The sequence below is a fragment of the Streptomyces sp. CY-1 genome, assembly GCF_047218265.1.
Classification (GTDB): Bacteria; Actinomycetota; Actinomycetes; order Streptomycetales; family Streptomycetaceae; genus Streptomyces; species Streptomyces niphimycinicus.
Genome location: NZ_CP178393.1, coordinates 9,471,411 through 9,488,440, shown reverse-complemented (window position 1 = coordinate 9,488,440; position 17,030 = coordinate 9,471,411). Strand labels below are relative to the sequence as shown.

At 70.9% G+C, this 17,030-nt stretch carries 14 protein-coding genes; 9 read left to right on the top strand and 5 right to left on the bottom strand.

The features are described 5' to 3' along the window. The first annotated feature begins 44 nt into the window (after positions 1-44). The 3 genes from ACK1X7_RS40755 (at position 45) to ACK1X7_RS40745 (ending at position 3,117) form a co-directional block, all read left to right on the top strand. Positions 45-1,247, top strand: a complete 1,203-nt coding sequence (locus tag ACK1X7_RS40755) for an acyl-CoA dehydrogenase family protein (protein ID WP_385146413.1) — start codon at positions 45-47, stop codon at positions 1,245-1,247. Beyond that, positions 1,244-2,272, top strand: a complete 1,029-nt coding sequence (locus ACK1X7_RS40750) for a phosphotransferase family protein (protein ID WP_390793400.1) — start codon at positions 1,244-1,246, stop codon at positions 2,270-2,272. The genes ACK1X7_RS40755 and ACK1X7_RS40750 overlap by 4 nt, the downstream gene beginning before the upstream one ends. Positions 2,273-2,346: 74 nt before the next feature. Next, positions 2,347-3,117, top strand: coding sequence for an SDR family NAD(P)-dependent oxidoreductase (locus ACK1X7_RS40745; RefSeq protein WP_390793401.1), 771 nt, complete (start codon positions 2,347-2,349; stop codon positions 3,115-3,117). A 79-nt stretch (positions 3,118-3,196) separates the two neighbouring features. Here the strand turns inward: ACK1X7_RS40745 and ACK1X7_RS40740 are convergent, their stop codons facing one another. Beyond that, entirely contained in the window at positions 3,197-4,573 is a 1,377-nt protein-coding gene (locus ACK1X7_RS40740; RefSeq protein ID WP_390793402.1) for an FAD-dependent oxidoreductase, read from the bottom strand. Between the two features lie 159 nt (positions 4,574-4,732). Continuing rightward, complete coding sequence (locus ACK1X7_RS40735; RefSeq protein ID WP_390793403.1) at positions 4,733-6,238, bottom strand: FGGY-family carbohydrate kinase; 1,506 nt, start codon at positions 6,236-6,238, stop codon at positions 4,733-4,735. Between the two features lie 146 nt (positions 6,239-6,384). Here ACK1X7_RS40735 and ACK1X7_RS40730 point away from each other — a divergent pair, with 146 nt between their 5' ends. After that, on the top strand, positions 6,385-7,857 hold the full coding sequence (locus ACK1X7_RS40730) for an MFS transporter (RefSeq protein WP_385146403.1): 1,473 nt from the start codon (positions 6,385-6,387) through the stop codon (positions 7,855-7,857). Between the two features lie 143 nt (positions 7,858-8,000). Here ACK1X7_RS40730 and ACK1X7_RS40725 read toward each other — a convergent pair whose 3' ends face one another. Together ACK1X7_RS40725 and ACK1X7_RS40720 are read right to left on the bottom strand one after the other, a co-directional pair. Beyond that, a complete protein-coding gene (locus ACK1X7_RS40725; RefSeq protein WP_390793404.1) occupies positions 8,001-9,428 on the bottom strand; it encodes a GntP family permease in 1,428 nt (475 codons plus the stop codon). 207 nt (positions 9,429-9,635) lie between these two features. Further along, entirely contained in the window at positions 9,636-10,625 is a 990-nt protein-coding gene (locus tag ACK1X7_RS40720; RefSeq protein ID WP_385154771.1) for a Bug family tripartite tricarboxylate transporter substrate binding protein, read from the bottom strand. Positions 10,626-10,723: 98 nt separating this feature from the next. Between ACK1X7_RS40720 and ACK1X7_RS40715 the strand changes: the two genes are divergently transcribed. The 5 genes from ACK1X7_RS40715 (at position 10,724) to ACK1X7_RS40695 (ending at position 16,439) form a co-directional block, all read left to right on the top strand. Beyond that, on the top strand, positions 10,724-12,433 hold the full coding sequence (locus ACK1X7_RS40715; RefSeq protein ID WP_413116949.1) for a sensor histidine kinase: 1,710 nt from the start codon (positions 10,724-10,726) through the stop codon (positions 12,431-12,433). Then, complete coding sequence (locus tag ACK1X7_RS40710) at positions 12,430-13,122, top strand: response regulator (protein ID WP_361508718.1); 693 nt, start codon at positions 12,430-12,432, stop codon at positions 13,120-13,122. Before ACK1X7_RS40715 ends, ACK1X7_RS40710 begins: the two co-directional genes overlap by 4 nt. A 256-nt stretch (positions 13,123-13,378) precedes the next feature. Continuing rightward, positions 13,379-14,428, top strand: coding sequence for a LacI family DNA-binding transcriptional regulator (locus ACK1X7_RS40705; protein WP_390793406.1), 1,050 nt, complete (start codon positions 13,379-13,381; stop codon positions 14,426-14,428). Positions 14,429-14,589: 161 nt separating this feature from the next. Then, entirely contained in the window at positions 14,590-15,060 is a 471-nt protein-coding gene (locus tag ACK1X7_RS40700; protein WP_385154765.1) for an RpiB/LacA/LacB family sugar-phosphate isomerase, read from the top strand. A 35-nt stretch (positions 15,061-15,095) separates the two neighbouring features. Further along, a complete protein-coding gene (locus ACK1X7_RS40695) occupies positions 15,096-16,439 on the top strand; it encodes an MFS transporter (protein WP_413116449.1) in 1,344 nt (447 codons plus the stop codon). Positions 16,440-16,463: 24 nt separating this feature from the next. On the opposite strand, the gene ACK1X7_RS40690 is transcribed toward ACK1X7_RS40695, so the two are convergent. Then, positions 16,464-17,030: a cupin domain-containing protein gene (locus ACK1X7_RS40690; RefSeq protein WP_208520379.1), complete on the bottom strand. Its 567-nt coding sequence runs from the start codon at positions 17,028-17,030 to the stop codon at positions 16,464-16,466.

Genomic DNA, 17,030 nt, shown 5'->3' with positions numbered 1-17,030 from the left:
GTGTCGCCGTACAAGTAGGCAGTAGCCAAGCTCGGGAGTGCAACGTGCCCATCGGGTTCGAGATCGATGAACGGGTCGCCGGGATCGCACGGCGCACCACCGAGTTCGTACGGGAGGTGGTGATACCCGAGGAGCAGGCGTGTGACGGCAACGTCCATGCCGGGCCGGAGCCGCTGCGCCGCCGCCTTCAGGACGCGGCCCGCGAGGCGGGCGTGTTCGCCCCGCACGTCGGCGCCGAATGGGGCGGACTCGGGCTGGACCTGTGCGGACAGGCAGTGGTGTTCGAGGCGGCCGGGTACTCGCTGCTGGGACCCCTCGCGCTCAACTGCGCGGCTCCCGACGAGGGCAATACGCATCTGCTCGAGGTGGTGGCCACGGAGGAGCAGAAGGAGCGGTATCTGCGCCCGCTGGCGGCCGGTGAGGCACGCTCGTGCTTCGCGATGACCGAACCGGCGCCGGGCGCCGGCTCCGACCCGCGTGCGCTCACGACGACCGCGACGAAGATCGACGGCGGCTGGCGGCTCGACGGCCGCAAGTGGTTCATCAGCGGTGCCGACGGGGCGGCCTTCGCCATCTGCATGGCCCGCACCAGCGGCGACCCCGGCGACCCGGGCGGCGCCACGATGTTCCTCGTCGCCGCCGACAACCCCGGCATGAAGCTCGTCCGGAATATCGACACCCTGGACCAGGGCCTCTTCGGCGGGCACAGCGAAATCGCCTTCGAAGGCTGCGAGGTCGCGGACGACGCCGTACTGGGCGAGGTGGACCAGGGCTTCGCGTATGCCCAGGTGCGCCTCGGGCCCGCGCGCATGACCCACTGCATGCGCTGGCTCGGCGTGGCCCGGCGGGCGCAGGACATCGCCCTGGAGCGCGCCGCGGACCGTTCCGCCTTCGGCAAGCCGCTGGCCGAACTGGGCATGGTGCAGCAGATGCTGGCCGACTCCGAGATCGACATCGAGACCAGCCGGGCGGTGCTGTGGCGGGCCTGCTGGGAGCTGGACCAGGGCCGCCCGGCCGCCCAGCACACCTCGATCGCCAAGACCTACGTGTCCGAGGCGGTGAACCGGGTGGTCGACCGGGCCGTCCAGATATGCGGTGCGCTCGGCATCTCGGGGGACGCCCCGCTGTCGCGGCTGTACCGCGAGGTGCGTCCGTTCCGTATCTACGACGGCCCATCCGAAACCCATCGCTGGGCCATCGCCAAACGCGCGGTGCGGGCGGCGCGGGAGCGGCGGGGCATCCGGTGACCGGCTCCGGGACGACGGTGGCCGGAGTGGACGTGGCCGCGTTGCAGCGCTACTTCGAGCGCCACGTACCCGAGTGCGCGGGCCCGCTCACGGTCACGCTGCTTCAGGGCGGGCGCTCCAATCTCACCTACGCGGTGACCGACGGCGTACACCAGTGGGTGGTGCGACGGCCGCCACTGGGGGTGCTGACACCGACCGCACACGACATGGACCGCGAATACCGCGTCGTCGCGGCGCTCGGCGACACCGCGGTGCCGGTCGCCCGGGCCGTACTGTCGTGCACGGACCCGGAGGTGATCGGGGCGCCGTTCTGCGTCGTCGACTTCGTGGCGGGCACGGTGCTGCGCGACGGCGACGAGGCCGCAGCGCTCCCGCCCGACGACGCGCGGCGCGCCGCTGACGCGCTGGTGGACGCCCTGGTCACCCTGCACTCGGTGGACGCCGCCGGCGTCGGGCTCGGCGACTTCGGCCGGCCCGACGGCTATCTGGAGCGCCAGGTGCGGCGATGGCGTGGGCAGTGGGACAAGGTCGCCACGCGGAGCCTGCCCGGCCTGGACGAACTGCACGGCAGGCTGGCCCGCTCGCTGCCCGCGAGCGGCGCCCCGGCCATCGTGCACGGCGACTACCGCCTGGACAACGTCATCCTGGCACCTGGCGAGTTCGGGCGGATCGCCGCCGTCCTGGACTGGGAAATGGCCACGCTCGGCGATCCGCTCGCCGACCTGGGGATGCTGCTCATGTACTGGGACCGGACCTGCGAACCGGTCCTCGCGGCGCGCCACGTCCCGACGGCCAATCCTGGCTTTCCCTCGGGCCGCGAGGTGGCCGAGCGATACGCCGAGAAGTCCGGACGGGACATCGATGGCCTGCCCTTTTACCAGGCGCTTGGCTGTTTCAAGCTCGCCGTCATCGCGGAGGGCATCCACGCCCGCTATTCGGCGGGGCAGACGGTCGGAACGGGATTCGAGCGGGTCGGCTCCGCGGTGCCCGCGCTGCTGCGCTCGGGGCTGGAGCTGCTGCCGTGACCGCTGACGCCGGAGATGCCGCGGCCGACACCGAAGATGCCACGCGAAACGCCACGCAAGACGGAGGAGAGCCCGTGCGAGACCGACTGTCCGGACAGATCGCCCTGGTCACCGGCGCGACCGGGGGTATAGGAACCGCCATCTCGCGGCGGCTTGCCGCCGAGGGCGCCAGGGTGGTGGTGACCGATGTGGACGCCGACCGCTGCGAGCAGTTGGCGGAGGAGCTGACGAAGGATCTGGCGGCCGATGGGGCGCGGGCGCTGGGCCTCGCGCTGGACGTGAGCGACGAGGAGGCGTGGCGCGGCACGGTCGAGCGCGTGGTCTCCGAACTGGGCGGCCTGTCCGTGCTCGTCAACAACGCGGGTATCGCCCGGATGCGCACCGTGGAGACGGAGACCCAGGAGTCCTGGGACAAGGTCATCGCGGTGACCCAGGGTGGTGTGTGGCTCGGCATGAAGTACGGCGGACCCGCGATCGAACGTTCCGGTGGCGGCTCGATCGTCAACATCGCGTCGATCTTCGGCACGGTGGGCGGCTTCGGCAGCCAGTTCTCGTACCACGCGGCGAAGGGTGCGGTGCGGCTGATGACGAAGAACGCCGCCCTGCACTGGGCCACGCGCGGTGTCCGCGTCAATTCGGTCCATCCCGGTTTCATCGAGACCCCTCTCTCGCGCGAACTGTGGCGGGGCACTCCCCGTCACACCGCGATGGTCGAGGGCACCCCCATGGGGCGGCTCGGCACGCCGGATGAGGTCTCGGGGGCCGTGGCGTTCCTCGCCTCCCAGGACGCGAGTTTCGTGACCGGCTCCGAGCTGTACGTGGACGGTGGCTGGACGGCACGCTGACGCCCCACCGCCCCGTCGCGGGGACGATGCCCCACCACCCGGTCGCGGCGGACGAGCCGGGTGGTGGGGCGGTGAGCGGTCAGGCCGTCGCCTGTGACGCCCTCGTCTGTGCCGCCGTCGCCGTCGTGGTGGCGGCGGTGGCGGTGTCCGCGGCGGTCAGGCCGAACACCAGGGCCGAGGCGATGCCACCGGCGTAGGCGCGATGCCACAGGCCGCCGGTGTCCGACCCGGCCGCGAGGAGTCCGTGGAGCGGTTCGCCGTCCCGTCGCAGGACACGGGCCCGGTCGTCGATGCGTACACCGTGAAAGGGGAACGTGATGGCCGGTACGGTCTCGATCACGTAGTACGGCGGTTCGTCCAGCGGGAGGCGGTCGAGCTGTCGGCCGGGCACCGGCTCCAGCCCCGCCGCGGCGTCTTCGTTGAACAGCTTGACCGCGTCGCGTACGGCCTCACCCCGATACCCCCATTCCTCCGGGAGGTAGGCCAGTTCCTCGAGGTCTTCGGCGAGTCCCACACGGCCGCCCCGCTTGCCGGCCAGAGCGAACTTGTCCACGGCGACCGCGCCTTCGACGTACGACCCGACGACCCAGTCACGGAACACCCGGGCGTCGGCGATGAGCAGACCCCGGCTCTCGGGCTGCTCCAGCAACGCCATGGCCGTGAGGTGGTCGCCCAGCGTCTCGTCCACGAACCGGTCGTTGAGCAGGTTGAACAGGAGGGCGTGCTCGCTGTAGTAGAGCGACAGGTCGACGAAGTCGGCCGGGTCGGCGAACGAGACGCCGCTGGGGATGAGATGGCCGTAGAAGCCCGCGTCATCGTAGCCGGTGGCGGCACCGACCTGGGTGGCCAGACGGTAACCGCCGCCGTGGCTGAAGGAGTTGGAGCGGAGCTGCATGTCTCCGGCACGGGGGTGCACATGGGCGGTACGGAGTTCCGGATCGCCCTGAAACCCGCCGGTCGCGATGAGCGTGGACCCGGCACGCACACGCATGCGCGCGCCATCGGCCGGCCGCAGCTCCGCCCCCGCCACGACCCCGTCCTCGACCACCAGCCGTTCGGCACACGTCTCCAACAGCAATGTGCCACCGCCTTCACGGACGGTCCGACGGCAGGTGTCGACATACTGATGGGTGTCGAACTGGTGCCCGCGGCCGAAACTGAGGACGCGCTGCGCGTCCTTGATGTCCACGCCGAGTGAACGAATCCATGCGACGCCTTCGGGAAACCGATCCACGAGGGCGCGCTTGAGCGCGGTGTCTCCCGATGGATTGTGCTGGTCCATGACGTCATGGCTCGGCGCGGTCCATGCGTAACCCGCGAAGCGCGCGGAACCGCCGACGTCCGTACCGATCTCCACGACCATGACGGACAGACCGTTGCGAACGGCGCGGGCACCGGCGGTCAGCCCCGCCATGCCCGCACCGATGACCAGCAGGTCCACATTCTCCACGCGCATGCGACTCCCCTCCGGCGATGAGCTCGATGGCTCGCCGAGGGCGACGGCACGCCCTTGACGACCCTTCCAGCAAAACCGAATCCAATTCAAAATACAAGCATCGGACCGGGATACATCGGCATCGCCGAAGTGAATCGCTTTCAGGATGCGGAAGAGCTCTCAGCGCTCCTGGAGTGCCGCCAGGGCGTGGACGGTCGCGGCGGTGTCCGGGTACAGCCGCCGGTAGAGGGCGTACAGCTCGTCGTAGCGCACGGTGTGCTCGGCGCGGGGTGTCACCGTCTCGCGCACCGGGTTCCAGTCCTCGATGGTGGCGTCCCCGACGAGCTGCGCGGCCAGCAGAGCATCACCGTAACCGGCGCCGATGGTGATGGTGCGCAGCTCCTGCGGGCGGCCGGTGATGTCGGAGACGATCTGCGTCCACAGGGAGCCCTGGGTGCCGCCGCCCACGGCCACCACGCGGCGGATGTCGCCGCCGGCCGCCTCGATGACCTCGATGTTCTGGCGGACACCGAAACCGGTGGCTTCGAGTGCGGCCCGGTAGAGGTCGCCACGGGTGTGGGACAGGGTCAGCCCGGCGATCACTCCGCGGGCGTCCGGGTCCATGATCGGGGTCCGCTCGCCGGAGAAGTACGGGAGCATCAGCAGGCCATTGGCGCCGGGGCCCGACTCGGCGGCCAGCGCGGTGAGTTCGGCGTGGTCGCCGTCGGCGAACAGGTCCCGCAGCCAGTTGGCGACCGCGCCGGAAGTGGCCATGCCACCGGCCAGATTCCGGGTTCCGGGCAGGGCGCCGACCGTGCCCCACAGGGATGGGCTGGTCAGCGGCTTGGGCACGGTGTGGATGAGGAACATGGTGGTGCCGTACATCAGCATCAGATCGCCGAGGTGCTGGGCCCCCACGCTCAGGGCCTCGGCCCAGGCGTCGATGGTGCCGGTGGTGACGGGGATCCCGGCGGGCAGACCGGTTTCCTCGGCGGCCTCGGCGGTGAGGGCCCCGGCCGCCTCACCGGGCCAGCGCAGTGGCGGCAGTTCGATGCCGGGGGCGACCTCGGCGGCCCAGGGGGCGTACCACTCGCCGGCGAGCGTGTCGTACAGCGGGGTGCACTGGCTGGCCGAGTGGTGGTCCAGGACGTAGTTTCCGGTGAGCTTCCTGACCAACCAGGAACTCGGCATGTACAGCCGCCGTGCCCGCGCGTAGACCTCGGGCTCCTCCTCCGCGATCCAGGCGATTTTGGGCCCGGCGGCCTGTGTGGTCAGGGCGGAACCGCAGCGGCGGATGATCTCCTCGGCGCCGAGCCGCGCCTCGATGCGCTGGATCTGCTGGACCGAGCGGGTGTCCACCCCGTACAGAACGGCGGGGCGAAGCGGGGTGTCGCGCTCATCGGCCAGCAGAACGCAGGGCCCCATGCCACTGACCCCGACGGCGACCACGGCGGTGTCACCGGAGGCCGTATCGGCGGCGGCGGTATCGGCGGCGGTCAACTCCCGGGCGAGTTCGACGAACTCGCGCCACCAGACGGCAGCGTCCATCTCGAAGTGACCGGGGCCGGGCCTTGCGGGGGTGTGCTCCCGAGTGGCCGAGCGGATCAGTGTGCCATCGAGGCCGACGAGAACGCCCTTGCTGCTCGAGGTACCGATGTCCACACCGATGACTGCGTTGCGAGGCATGGCGAGCACGCTGGCAGAAGGCGATTTCGGCGTCAAGGGAGTCATGACATACGGCCTCTATCCGGGAGAAAAGCCATATCAACTACGAGCAGTTGTGGCGCAGATCACGTCCGTTTTGCCGGATTACCGGGTTCCCGCGCCCCGCCATGATGCCCGTCAGGAATCAACAGCGGGAGCGAGGATCGCCTATGGACAGCAGTCGAAGCGTCGGGTCGTGGCGGGAACTTGGCGGACATTCGGGCACCGCTGTGGTGCTGGCCGGTGGCGTACTCGTGGGCGCCATCAACATCTATCTGGCCGCGAGCCTGCTGCCGACGGCGGTGGCGGACATCGGCGGTGAACGCCTCTACGCATGGAACACGACCGTGTTCCTGATCGCCCAAGTGGTCGCGACCATGCTCGTGAGCCGGACGCTCTCCCGGAGCGGCAACGTTGGCTCCTACTTACTCGGCTTCGGTGTCTTCGCCGTGGGTTCGGTGCTCTGCGCGGCGAGTCCGGTGATGCCGGTGCTGCTCGTCGGCCGCGGTGTCCAGGGGCTGGGGGCAGGCTTGCTGACCGGTCTGGGGTTCGCTCTGATCCATTCGGCACTGCCGCGCCATCTGTGGGTACGTGGCAGTGCGTTGATCTCCGCCATGTTCGGTCTGGGCAATTTCTTCGGCCCGGCTCTGGGCGGGCTCTTCGCGCAATTCGGCTCCTGGCGCCTGGCGTTCGTGGTGTTGGCCCTTGTCTCCGTGGTGCTGGCGGCGTTGGTACCAAGGGTTCTCCCGGGCAGTGGCCGTACCGAGGGAGCCGCGGTTCCGGTGGCAACGAGGTCTTTGTTGCTTGTCATCGGGGCCGCAGGCGCGGTGAGCATCGCCGGGATTCTCTCGAATGCGCTGGTCATGGCGGTGTTCCTGGCCCTGGCGCTGGCGCTGGCCTGGGCATTCGTACGGACGGAGAGGCGCGGGAGTGTGCGCGTCCTGCCCCGCCTGACGTACCAGGGCGGCTCCGCACTGCGGTGGGTCTACCTGACCATCGCCCTTCTCGCCTCCGGTGTCGCGGTGGAGACCTTTCTCCCGTTGTTCGGCCAGCGACTGGGCGGCCTTCCGCCGGTCGCCGCCGGATTCTTCGGCGCGGCTCTGTCACTGGGCTGGTCGGTGATCCAGGTGATCAGCTCCTCGGCACGCCGGGAGCAAACGGTCCGACGGCTGCGAGTGGCCGGTCCCGGGCTGCTCTCCGCCGGGCTCGCCACGCTGGCCTTGCTGCAACATCGCGGTCCATCGGTGCCGGCGGTCATCGCCTGGCTGCCCGTACTCCTGATCGCGGGCGCGGGAATCGGCCTGGCCATGCCTCATCTGTCCGTCGCCGCGATGGCCAGCACGACAGACAAACAGGAAGGGGAGAAGGCGGCCGCGGCGATCGCGACCGTATTGACGATGTCCACCGCGTTCGGTGCGGCGCTCGCCGGCTTCCTGGTCAATGTCGGTGGACCATCGTTGGTCTCCTCCGCGCGCTGGCTGCTGTTCGGCTTCGCCGCTCTCACCGCCTTGGGGACGCTCACCGCGTTGCGCGCTGATCACAGCGGCACACGGTCCGCCGAAGGGCGAAGTGCGGATGAGGTCGAGGCCACCAACGGTTGAGACCGCCAACAGGCCGTGAGGCGCCCACGGACGCCGGTCGCTGATTCGTCAGTCCGGTGGCGCGGACGGAGAACTCCTGGGCCCGGTCGCGGTCGATACCGCCGCGACCGGGCCCACCGCGACCGCCCGGCCGCCGCCTCGGCTCAGGCGAAGACCGACAGCAGCAGGGCCATCGCCAGGCCGAGCACGCTGACCAGGGTCTGTACGACCGTCTGGGTCTTGGTGGCCTGGCCGAGGTCCATTCCGAACGACTCCTTCACCAGCCAGAACCCGGCGTGGTTGACATAGTTGAGGCCGAGGGAACCGGCCCCGATCGCGACCACCAGCAGGGATGCCTCCAGGCCCCCGCCGTCACCGATCAGCGGGGCCACGATGCCAGTGGCGGAGACGATGCCGACAGTGGCGGAGCCCGTGGTCAGCGACAGCAGCAGGGCGATCAGCCAGCCCAGCAGGATCACATTGACATGGGCTCCCTCGGCGGCCGAGGCGATGGCATCGCCGATGCCCGAGTCCTGAAGAACCTGCTTGAACGCCCCTCCCCCACCGATGATGAGCAGGATCGCGGCGATGGACTTCAGGCTGTCGGTCAAGGAGGCGCGGGTCTCCTCACCGGAGCGGCCGGAGCCGGCGAACGTCACCGCGAGGGCGAAGACGAAACCGGCGAGCATCGCCACCAGCGGCTCTCCGGCGAATACGAGCGCCGCGCCCAGCCCGCTGGACTCGTCGAGCACCGTCTCGGCGAGCGTACGCAGCAGCATCAGGACGACGGGGACCAGCACCGCCGCCACGGCCAGGCCGGTGGGCACACCGGTCCGGCGGGGCGCGTCCGCGCCCGCCTGCGCACCGGGTCCGGAAGTGGCCGCGGCGGGCTGCCGCTCGGCCCCGGCGAACTGGGCCACCAGTTCGGCGTCCGGGGCGACGTCGGGAAGCCGGGGCGCGATCCAGCGGGCGTAGACGGGACCGGCCAGGATGACGGTGGGCACGGCGCAGACGATGCCGACGCCGAGGGTGAGACCGAGGTCGGCGTGGAGACCGGTCATCGCGGTCAGCGGGCCGGGGTGGGGCGGCAGCATGCCGTGCAGGGTGGACAGCGAGGCGATGGCGGGCACGCCGAGGAGTACGTACGGGCTGCCCTTGGTGCCGCCCTGGGCCTCCATCCTGCGGGCGACGCTGAAGATCAAGGGCAGCAGCACGATCAGGCCCACCTCGAAGAACATGGGCACGCCGATGACGAACGCCGCGGCACCGACCAGCCAGGGCAGCCTGCGCGGCTCGGCGCGGGCGACGAGGGCGCGGGCGATGGCGTCGGTCGCGCCCGAGTCGGAGAGCAGACGGCCGAGCATGGCGCCGAGGGCGAGGGTGACGCCCACGTCACCGAGGGTGCCGCCGGCGCCCTCCTCGATGGATCCGGCGAGTTTCGAGGCGGGTTCCCCGGCCGCGATCCCCGTGCCCACGCTGACCAGGATCAGCGCGACGAACGGGTGCACCCGCAGCCGGGAGTTGATGAGGTAGATCAGTGCTGCTATCGCCACCGTGAGGATGAGCAGCAGCCACCAGGTGTGTGCGGTCATGCGGTGCCTTCCGGGACATGTGTGTCATTACGGGACATGCGGGCGGGTTCGTACGGCCACCAGGGCATGGGTGGGTCAGGGGGGTGATCCGGGTCGAGGGCATGGGTGGGTCAGGGGGTGGTGCGGATGGGCATGCGGGGGTGAGGCGGTGGCCGGTGGCGGCCGCCATGGCGGTCACCGGCGGCGGCCGCCCCGGAGGGGTGTCGGTCAGTCCAGTCCCAGGTGTCCGACCAGTTCGGCCACGGCCTTGTCCTGCCGGGCCAGATAGGTGGCGAAGGCGCCACCGGTGGTGAAGGCGTCGGTCCAGCCGTGGCGGGTCAGCTCGGCCTTCCACTGCCGGGAGGTGTGCAGCGCGGTCAGTACCTCGATCCAGCGTTTGCGGTCCGCGGAGCTGATGCCGGGCGGGGCGACGATCCCCCGCCAGTTGTCGAAGACGAGATCGATCCCGGCGGCCCTCAGCGTCGGCACCCCGGGCAGCGCGGCCACGGGCCGGTCGCTGGTGACCGCGAGCACCCTGAGCTGACCTGCGGCGATCTGGTCGAGGAACTCGCCGATGCCACTGGTGGCGAAGTCGACCCGGCCGTCCAGCAGGGCGGGGAGCAGCTCGCCGCCACCCCCGTCGTAGGCGGCGTACCGCACCTGCTTGGGCTGGATGCCGACCGCGCCGGCCAGCGCCATGGGCAGCAGATGGTCCGGGCCGCCCAGTGACGAGCCGCCACCGACCGTGACGCCTCCAGAGTTCTCGCGCCACCCGGTGACCAGGTCGGCGAGGGTGCGGTACGGGGAGTCCTCGCGGACGACCACCGCTTCGGGCTCCTCGATCAGGCGGGCGATCGGGGTGGTGCGCGCCACGGTCACCTTCGCACCCTGCACATGCGCCGCGCCGAGGACACCGAGACCCATCTGGAGGGCGAGCCGTCCGTTGCCCCGTTCGTCCACGGTGCGCTGAAGACCGACGGTGCCACCGGCTCCGGGCAGGTTGAACACCTCCGTGTCCGAGGCGGTCCCGGTCTCCTCCAGCACCCGGGCCACGGTCCGTGCCGTGGTGTCGTACCCGCCTCCGGGGGTGTTGGGCACCAGGATCCGCAGACCGTCGTCCGCGGTGTGCCCGGGGCCCGGCCAGGTGCCACACGCGCCGACGAGCAGGGACAGCACAGCGGCCAGGAGGCCGGACAGGGCGCGGGTGCGGCCTCTCATGGCACCTCCCTTTCGCTTCCCATACGGCGGACGCCATGATTGTGCAGCCTGGTGGGAAATGCGCCCAGGTTGTGTCAGCAGGAGAGATTGAGTTCATTGTGGTCGCCGCGTTCCGTCGTCAAACGCTCGCGGGCGAGATGCTGGTGTTGCAACTCGCCATCGTCGTGGTGGTGCTGATGGCGGTCGCCGCGGTCTCGCTCGCCCAGTCGGAGGCCACCTTCAACCGGGTGGAGGGCCGCCGGGTCGGTGCGCTCGCCGAGCAGCTCGCCGCCCAGCCGCTGGTACGCAGCCGGCTGGTGGGCCCCTCACCTGCGGAGGCGCTGGCCCCGCTGGTGTATTCGTCCCGGGTGCAGTCGCGGGTGACGTCCGTCACGGTGGCCGACGGTGATGGCCGCGTCGTCAGCTCGACGAATCCCACGGTGCTCGGCGACCGGCTGCCGCTGGGCAAGGGGGTCGGCGCGGGGCGCGGCTGGTCGGGCACGCTGGACTGGGACGGCAGCCGGGAGCTGGTGGCCCAGGTGCCGGTCCTGGGTGCGACGGGCGACGATCTGGGGCGGCATCTGGGCACGGTCATGATCGGCGAGGCGTCTCCCACCATGTGGCAGCGGCTGAGCGGCGCGTCCTCGTATCTGCCGGTCTACCTCGGTGTCGCCAGCGCGCTCGGCGTCGTCGGCTCCTGGCTGCTGGCCCGGCGCGTCAAACGGCAGACGCTCGGGCTGGAGCCGCGTGAGATCACCGGGCTGGCCGAGCACCGCGAGGCGATGCTGTACGGCATCGCCGAGGGCGTTGTCGCGCTCGATCCGCAGCACCGGGTGACGCTCGTCAACGACATGGGCAGACGGCTGCTGGATCTGCCCGAGGACTGCGTGGGCCGGAATCTGGCCGAGCTCGGCATCGAGGGACGGCTGCTGGATGTGCTGGCCGGTGCGCGGAAGGAATCGACGGACCCGAAGGACGAGGTCGTCGTCCGGCACGGCCGCGTCCTGGTGATGAACCGGATGACCGTCGTCAAGGACGGACGGCCGCTCGGCTCCGTCACCACCCTGCGGGACCGCACCGAGCTGGCGAGGCTGGAGCGCGAGATCGGCTCCTTCCGGAGCACCTCCGAGCTGCTGCGCGCGCAGACCCACGAGTTCGCCAACCAACTGCACACCATCTCCGGGCTGATCCAGATCGGCGAGCAGGAGGAGGTGGTGCGCTACATCCGGGCGTTGAACCAGCGCCGCCAGTCGATGGACATGTCCATCGGCCGCCGGGTCCGGGACACCGCCGTGGCCGCGCTGCTGATGGCGAAGGCGTCGCAGGCCGCCGAGCGGAAGGTGGCCCTGCGCCTCTCGGACCGCACCGCGCTGGACCGGCTGACGCCCGAGGACGCCGCCGATGTGGCGACCGTGATCGGCAACCTGGTGGACAACGCCATCGACGCCGCCACGTCCGAGCGCGGCGACGGGAAGGTGGCCGGGGCCGGGAAGGTGGCCGTGGCCCGGGACGGCGACGAGCCATGGGTGGAGGACGAGCCATGGGTGGAGGTCGAGCTGCGCCAGGACAACGCCAGTGTGGAGATCGTCGTACGCGACTCCGGCCCCGGTGTCGCCCCCGGACTCGCCCAGGAGGTCTTCGCCCATGGCTTCACCACCAAGGCCGCCCGGGAGGGCGAGCGCGGCATCGGGCTCGCCCTCACCCGGCTCGTCTGCGAGCGCCGAGGTGGCGAGATCGCGGTGACCAACACCCCTCAGGGCGCGATGTTCAGCGCCCGCATGTCCGTCAGCCACCCCGCCGACGCGGTGGCGGAAGGAGCGACCCGATGACCGAGTCGGCCGGCACGATCGATGTGCTCGTCGTGGACGACGACTTCATGGTGGCCCGTGTCCACCGCACCTTCGTGGAGCGGGTGGCGCCGTTCCGCGTCGTCGGCACCGCCCACACCGGCGAGCAGGCGATCGAGGCGGTCGACGCGCTCCGTCCCGACCTGGTCCTGCTCGACCTCTATCTGCCGGACCTCTTCGGCCTGGACGTCATTCCCCGGCTGCGCACCGCCGGGCACGACTGCGACGTCATGGTGATCACCGCGGCCCGGGAGGCCGACGCGGTGCGCGGCGCGGTCCGCCAGGGTGTGGTCGACTACGTCCTCAAGCCCTTCGACTACGAGGATCTGAAGCCTCGCCTCGAACGCTATGCGACCCAGCGCGGACGGCTGCTCACCACGGTCGTCCGCGGCCAGGCTGATGTGGACCGGGTCCTGGCCGGGGCGTTCGCACCCCCGGCGGGCGGGGCCCTTCCGAAGGGCCTGAGCGTGGAGACCGCGCAGCTCGTCGAGCGTGCCCTCCGCGAGGCGGACGGCACCGTCTCCGCCGCCGAGGCGGCCACCGCGATCGGCATCTCCCGGGTCAGCGCCCGCCGTTACCTGGAGTACTTCCACACCACCGGCAACGCCGACGTCTCGCTGCGCTACGGCACCGCCGGCCGCCCGGAGCGCCGCTACAACTGGCGGGCGTAGCAACTCCGGTCCGGTCCGCACCGGTTCGCACCTGACCCTTGGCGGGCGGCCGGGGGGCGGGACAGCCGAACGAGCCTTGTCATGACCCTTGACGCGGGTCGGTGCGTCCACCAAGATCCCACTGGAATCGATTCCATGGAAACGGTTCCAGTGGGATTCATCCCGAGCCACGCCGTCCCTGTCCCTCCCCCGACCTCACCACCAGGGCGGCGACTTCGCCGCACCCGCACGAGCCCGACCCAGTGAAAGGCCGCATGTGGACGCCACCGTCACCCTCAAGGACGTCGCAGCGCGCGCCGGTGTCTCCGTGGGGACCGCGTCGCGGGTGCTCTCCGGCCACTCGGCCACCTCCCCCGCGGCCCGCGAACGGGTGCGGGCGGCCGCCACCGAGCTGGGCTATCGGGTGAACGCCCGGGCGCAGGCGCTGCGTTCGGCGCGCAGCCACGCGGTCGGGCTCCTTGTCTCCGACGTACGCAACCCGTTCTTCGCGGACATCGCCCACGGCGCCGAACAGACCGCGCTCGCCTCCTCGTACGTCACCCTGCTGGCCAACGCCAACGAGGACACCGCACAGCAGGACACCTACCTCGATGTGTTCCTCACCCAGCGGGTGGACGGCATCATCATCGCTCCCCAAGGAGAGGGCCGCGGCGATCTGCGCGCTCTGGAACAGGCGCGGGTGCCGCTGGTCTTCGTGGACCGCACCGTCGACGGGTTCGATGTGCCCAGCGTGACCGCCGACAACGCACAGGGGGTCGAACTCGCCGTCGCCCATCTCGCCGAACAGGGCCACACCCGTATCGGATACATCGGCGGACCGCCGTCCGTGTCCACCGGGCGGGCGCGGCTGAGCGCGTTCCTGGAGTCGATCGCCCGCCACCATCTGGACGACGACCCCGCGCTGATCGCGGCGGGCGACTTCCGCCGGGCGAGCGGTGGCACGGCTGCCGCGAAACTCCTCGCCAACCACCGGCCGCCGACCGCGCTGCTCGCCGCCGACAGCCTGATGGCGGTCGGCGCCGTGACCGAGGTGCGCCGACGGGGCTTGCGGATCGGCGAGGATCTGGCCCTGGTCGCCTTCGACGACATCGAGTGGTTCGGCGAACTCGATCCCCCGCTCACCGTGGTGGCCCACGACGCCCGCGCCTTAGGGGCGACCGCGATGCGGCTTCTGCTCGACGTCATCGACGGCGGCACGGCAGAGTCCGTCGTCCTGCCGATGCGGCTGATCCCCCGCCGGTCATCGTCGGCGCGGCCGACGCACACCGCAGCCGTTCATCACTCCGCCGTCCATCCCTCCGTCTGACGGCCCCGACCCACCCACACACCCACAGCCCGAACACTCACAGCCCGAACACCCACAGCCGAACACCCGCTCCGCGGAGCCGCCCATCGTGCGGCCCCGCCGCCTCGGCGCGGCCTTCGCGGACCACCCTCACCTGCCCGGGGCACGACGAAAGGCTGACCATGCGTATCGCACTCGGCAACGACCACGCGGGGCTGGCGCTCAAGGAACACGTCCGCCAGGTGCTGCGACGTCTGGGACATGAGGTGGCCGACTTCGGCCCGGACACCGAAACCCCCGTCGACTTCCCCGACATCACCTTCGCCACCTGCGACGCCGTACGCCGCGGCGAGGCCGACCGCGCCGTGCTGGTGTGCGGGACGGGCGCCGGTGCGCTGATGGCCGCCAACAAGATCGCGGGCATTCGATGCGGTCTCGGACATGACGTGTACTCCGCTCACCAGGCCGTCGAGCACGACGACGCCAACGCGCTCGCCATGGGTGCGTGGCTGATCGGACCGGCCATGGCCACGGAGGTCCTGGCGGCGTTCCTGACCGCGACGTTCGACGACGACGCCGACACGGTGCGCCGCGTGGCCAAGCTCCGCGATCTGGAACTGCGTTCGGCCCGCGAACTCGCCGACCACATCTGACGTCTCTGGCACACCTCCGAACGAAGGAGACCGGTATGAGCGCTCCTGCTTCGTCCCCGACCCCGCCGCCCACGCGTGGACGCGTCCGCACGGCCCTCGCGTCCGCCGTCGGCACCTGCGTCGAGAACTACGACTTCGTCGCCTACGGCACCGCGTCCGCCCTGTACTTCGGCGACGCGTTCTTCCCCAACTCGGCCCCGGTGGTCGGCACTCTGCTGGCCTTCGTCACCCTCGGCGTCGGCTTTCTGATGCGACCGATCGGCGGGGCCATCGGCGGCTACCTCGGCGACCGCCACGGCCGTAAACCGGTCCTGGTCGCGGCCCTGCTGACGATGGGCATCGCCACCGTCCTGATCGGCATGCTGCCCACCTATGACCAGGTCGGGGTGTTCGCGCCCGTGCTGCTGGTGGTCATCCGCTGTATTCAGGGGCTGGCGTTCGGCGCCGAGTGGGGCAGCGCCGTGATGATGACGTACGAACACGCGCCGCGCACCCGCCGCGGCCTGTACTCGGCGATACCGCAGGCCGGCAACCCGCTGGGGATCGCGCTGGCCAACATCGCCTTTCTGCTCTCCTCCACCCTCGACTCCGACTGGGCCTGGCGGCTGCCCTTCCTGGCCAGCGCCCTGCTGATCGTGGCCGGAGTGGTCATCCGGATGAAGCTCACCGAGTCCCCGGAGTTCGAGGCCGCCCGGGCGAAGGGCGCCACCGTCCGCAACCCGCTGCTCAGCGTGGTGCGCGAGGACTGGCGCAACATCCTGCGCATCATCGCCCTGCGCGTCGTGGAGTCCTGTGCCTACTACCTGACCGCCACCTACCTCCTGTCCTACATCACCGACCGCGATTCCGGCGACCGTGGCGTGGCACTCGCCGGTGTGGTCACCGCCAGTCTGCTCGCCACCGCCACCACCGTGCTCTCCGGGGCGCTCACGGACCGCGTGGGCCGCCGCACGGTCTACCTGGTGGCCTGTGTGCTGGCCGCACTCTTCGGCTTCCCGATGTTCCTGATGGCCAACTCCGGGGCCCCGGTGCTCATCGTGCTGATCTTCCTGATCGGCATCGGGGTGATCCACGCGGCACTGACGGGCACTCAGGCGGCCTGGTTCGCCGAGTTGTTCAACACCGCCACCCGCACCTCCGGGGCCTCACTGGGCTACCAGACGGCGGCGTCGGTGGCCGGTTTCGCGCCGTTCCTCGCCGTCCTGCTCGCGGAGTCCTTCGGCTGGGCGGGCCCGGCCGGGCTGTATGTGTGCATCGCGCTGGTGGGACTCGCCGGTGTGCTGTCCACCCGCGAGACCTGGGGCCCCGGGCAGCGCACGGCCGCCCCGGCCGATCAGCCGCGACGGGCGGCCGATCGGGCGGGGCAACCTTCGCGCTGAGGGGTCGCCCGCACGGGCAGCGCTCTAGCGGTCCTGACCGGGCATGCCCGCACATGTCCGGCAGGGACAGTGGGGGCAGCCCGTGGTGTGCAGGTAGCGGGGCGGACCGGCCGTACGGCGGCAGATCAGGCAGGTCAGTTCGCCGTCGTCGGCGACCACTTCCTCGTACGCCACCGGGGTCATCCGGTCGTCCGCGCCGATCCGCTTGTGCGGCGAGCCGACGGCGAGGATCAGATGGTCGGTGATCGCACCGACGGCGTGCGGGATGTCGCCTTCGATCAGGAAGGTCTGTCCGGCGTGGGTTTCGTGGATGCGGCCGTCGTAGGTGATGGTCCCGATACCGGCCACCACGGTCAGGACGTGGTGGCCGGGGTGGGTGTGCGGGACGAACCCGGCGCCCGCGGGCAGCCGGATCAGGTCGGCGCCGATGTCCCCGTTGGTCACCAGCTCGCGCCCGCTGGCCGACGCCGTGCCGTGGACCGGCACGGGCAGCGGAGCATGCTCCACATGCAGTCCGGTGTGCTGGTGGCGCACGGTCCTGGTGGCCCAGGTCGCGATCTTCAGCGCGGGCTCGGTGTCCTGTTCCGGCAT

What these genes read in the sequence shown, in the direction of transcription:
- ACK1X7_RS40740 (WP_390793402.1), bottom strand. Translation starts at nt 4,573, where the DNA reads ATGCGCGTGGAGAATGTGGACCTGCTGGTCATCGGTGCGGGCATGGCG.
- ACK1X7_RS40735 (WP_390793403.1), bottom strand. Translation starts at nt 6,238, where the DNA reads ATGCCTCGCAACGCAGTCATCGGTGTGGACATCGGTACCTCGAGCAGC.
- ACK1X7_RS40730 (WP_385146403.1), top strand. Translation starts at nt 6,385, where the DNA reads ATGATGCCCGTCAGGAATCAACAGCGGGAGCGAGGATCGCCTATGGAC.
- ACK1X7_RS40725 (WP_390793404.1), bottom strand. Translation starts at nt 9,428, where the DNA reads ATGACCGCACACACCTGGTGGCTGCTGCTCATCCTCACGGTGGCGATA.
- ACK1X7_RS40720 (WP_385154771.1), bottom strand. Translation starts at nt 10,625, where the DNA reads ATGAGAGGCCGCACCCGCGCCCTGTCCGGCCTCCTGGCCGCTGTGCTG.
- ACK1X7_RS40710 (WP_361508718.1), top strand. Translation starts at nt 12,430, where the DNA reads ATGACCGAGTCGGCCGGCACGATCGATGTGCTCGTCGTGGACGACGAC.
- ACK1X7_RS40700 (WP_385154765.1), top strand. Translation starts at nt 14,590, where the DNA reads ATGCGTATCGCACTCGGCAACGACCACGCGGGGCTGGCGCTCAAGGAA.
- ACK1X7_RS40695 (WP_413116449.1), top strand. Translation starts at nt 15,096, where the DNA reads ATGAGCGCTCCTGCTTCGTCCCCGACCCCGCCGCCCACGCGTGGACGC.
- ACK1X7_RS40690 (WP_208520379.1), bottom strand. Translation starts at nt 17,030, where the DNA reads ATGCCGGAACAGGACACCGAGCCCGCGCTGAAGATCGCGACCTGGGCC.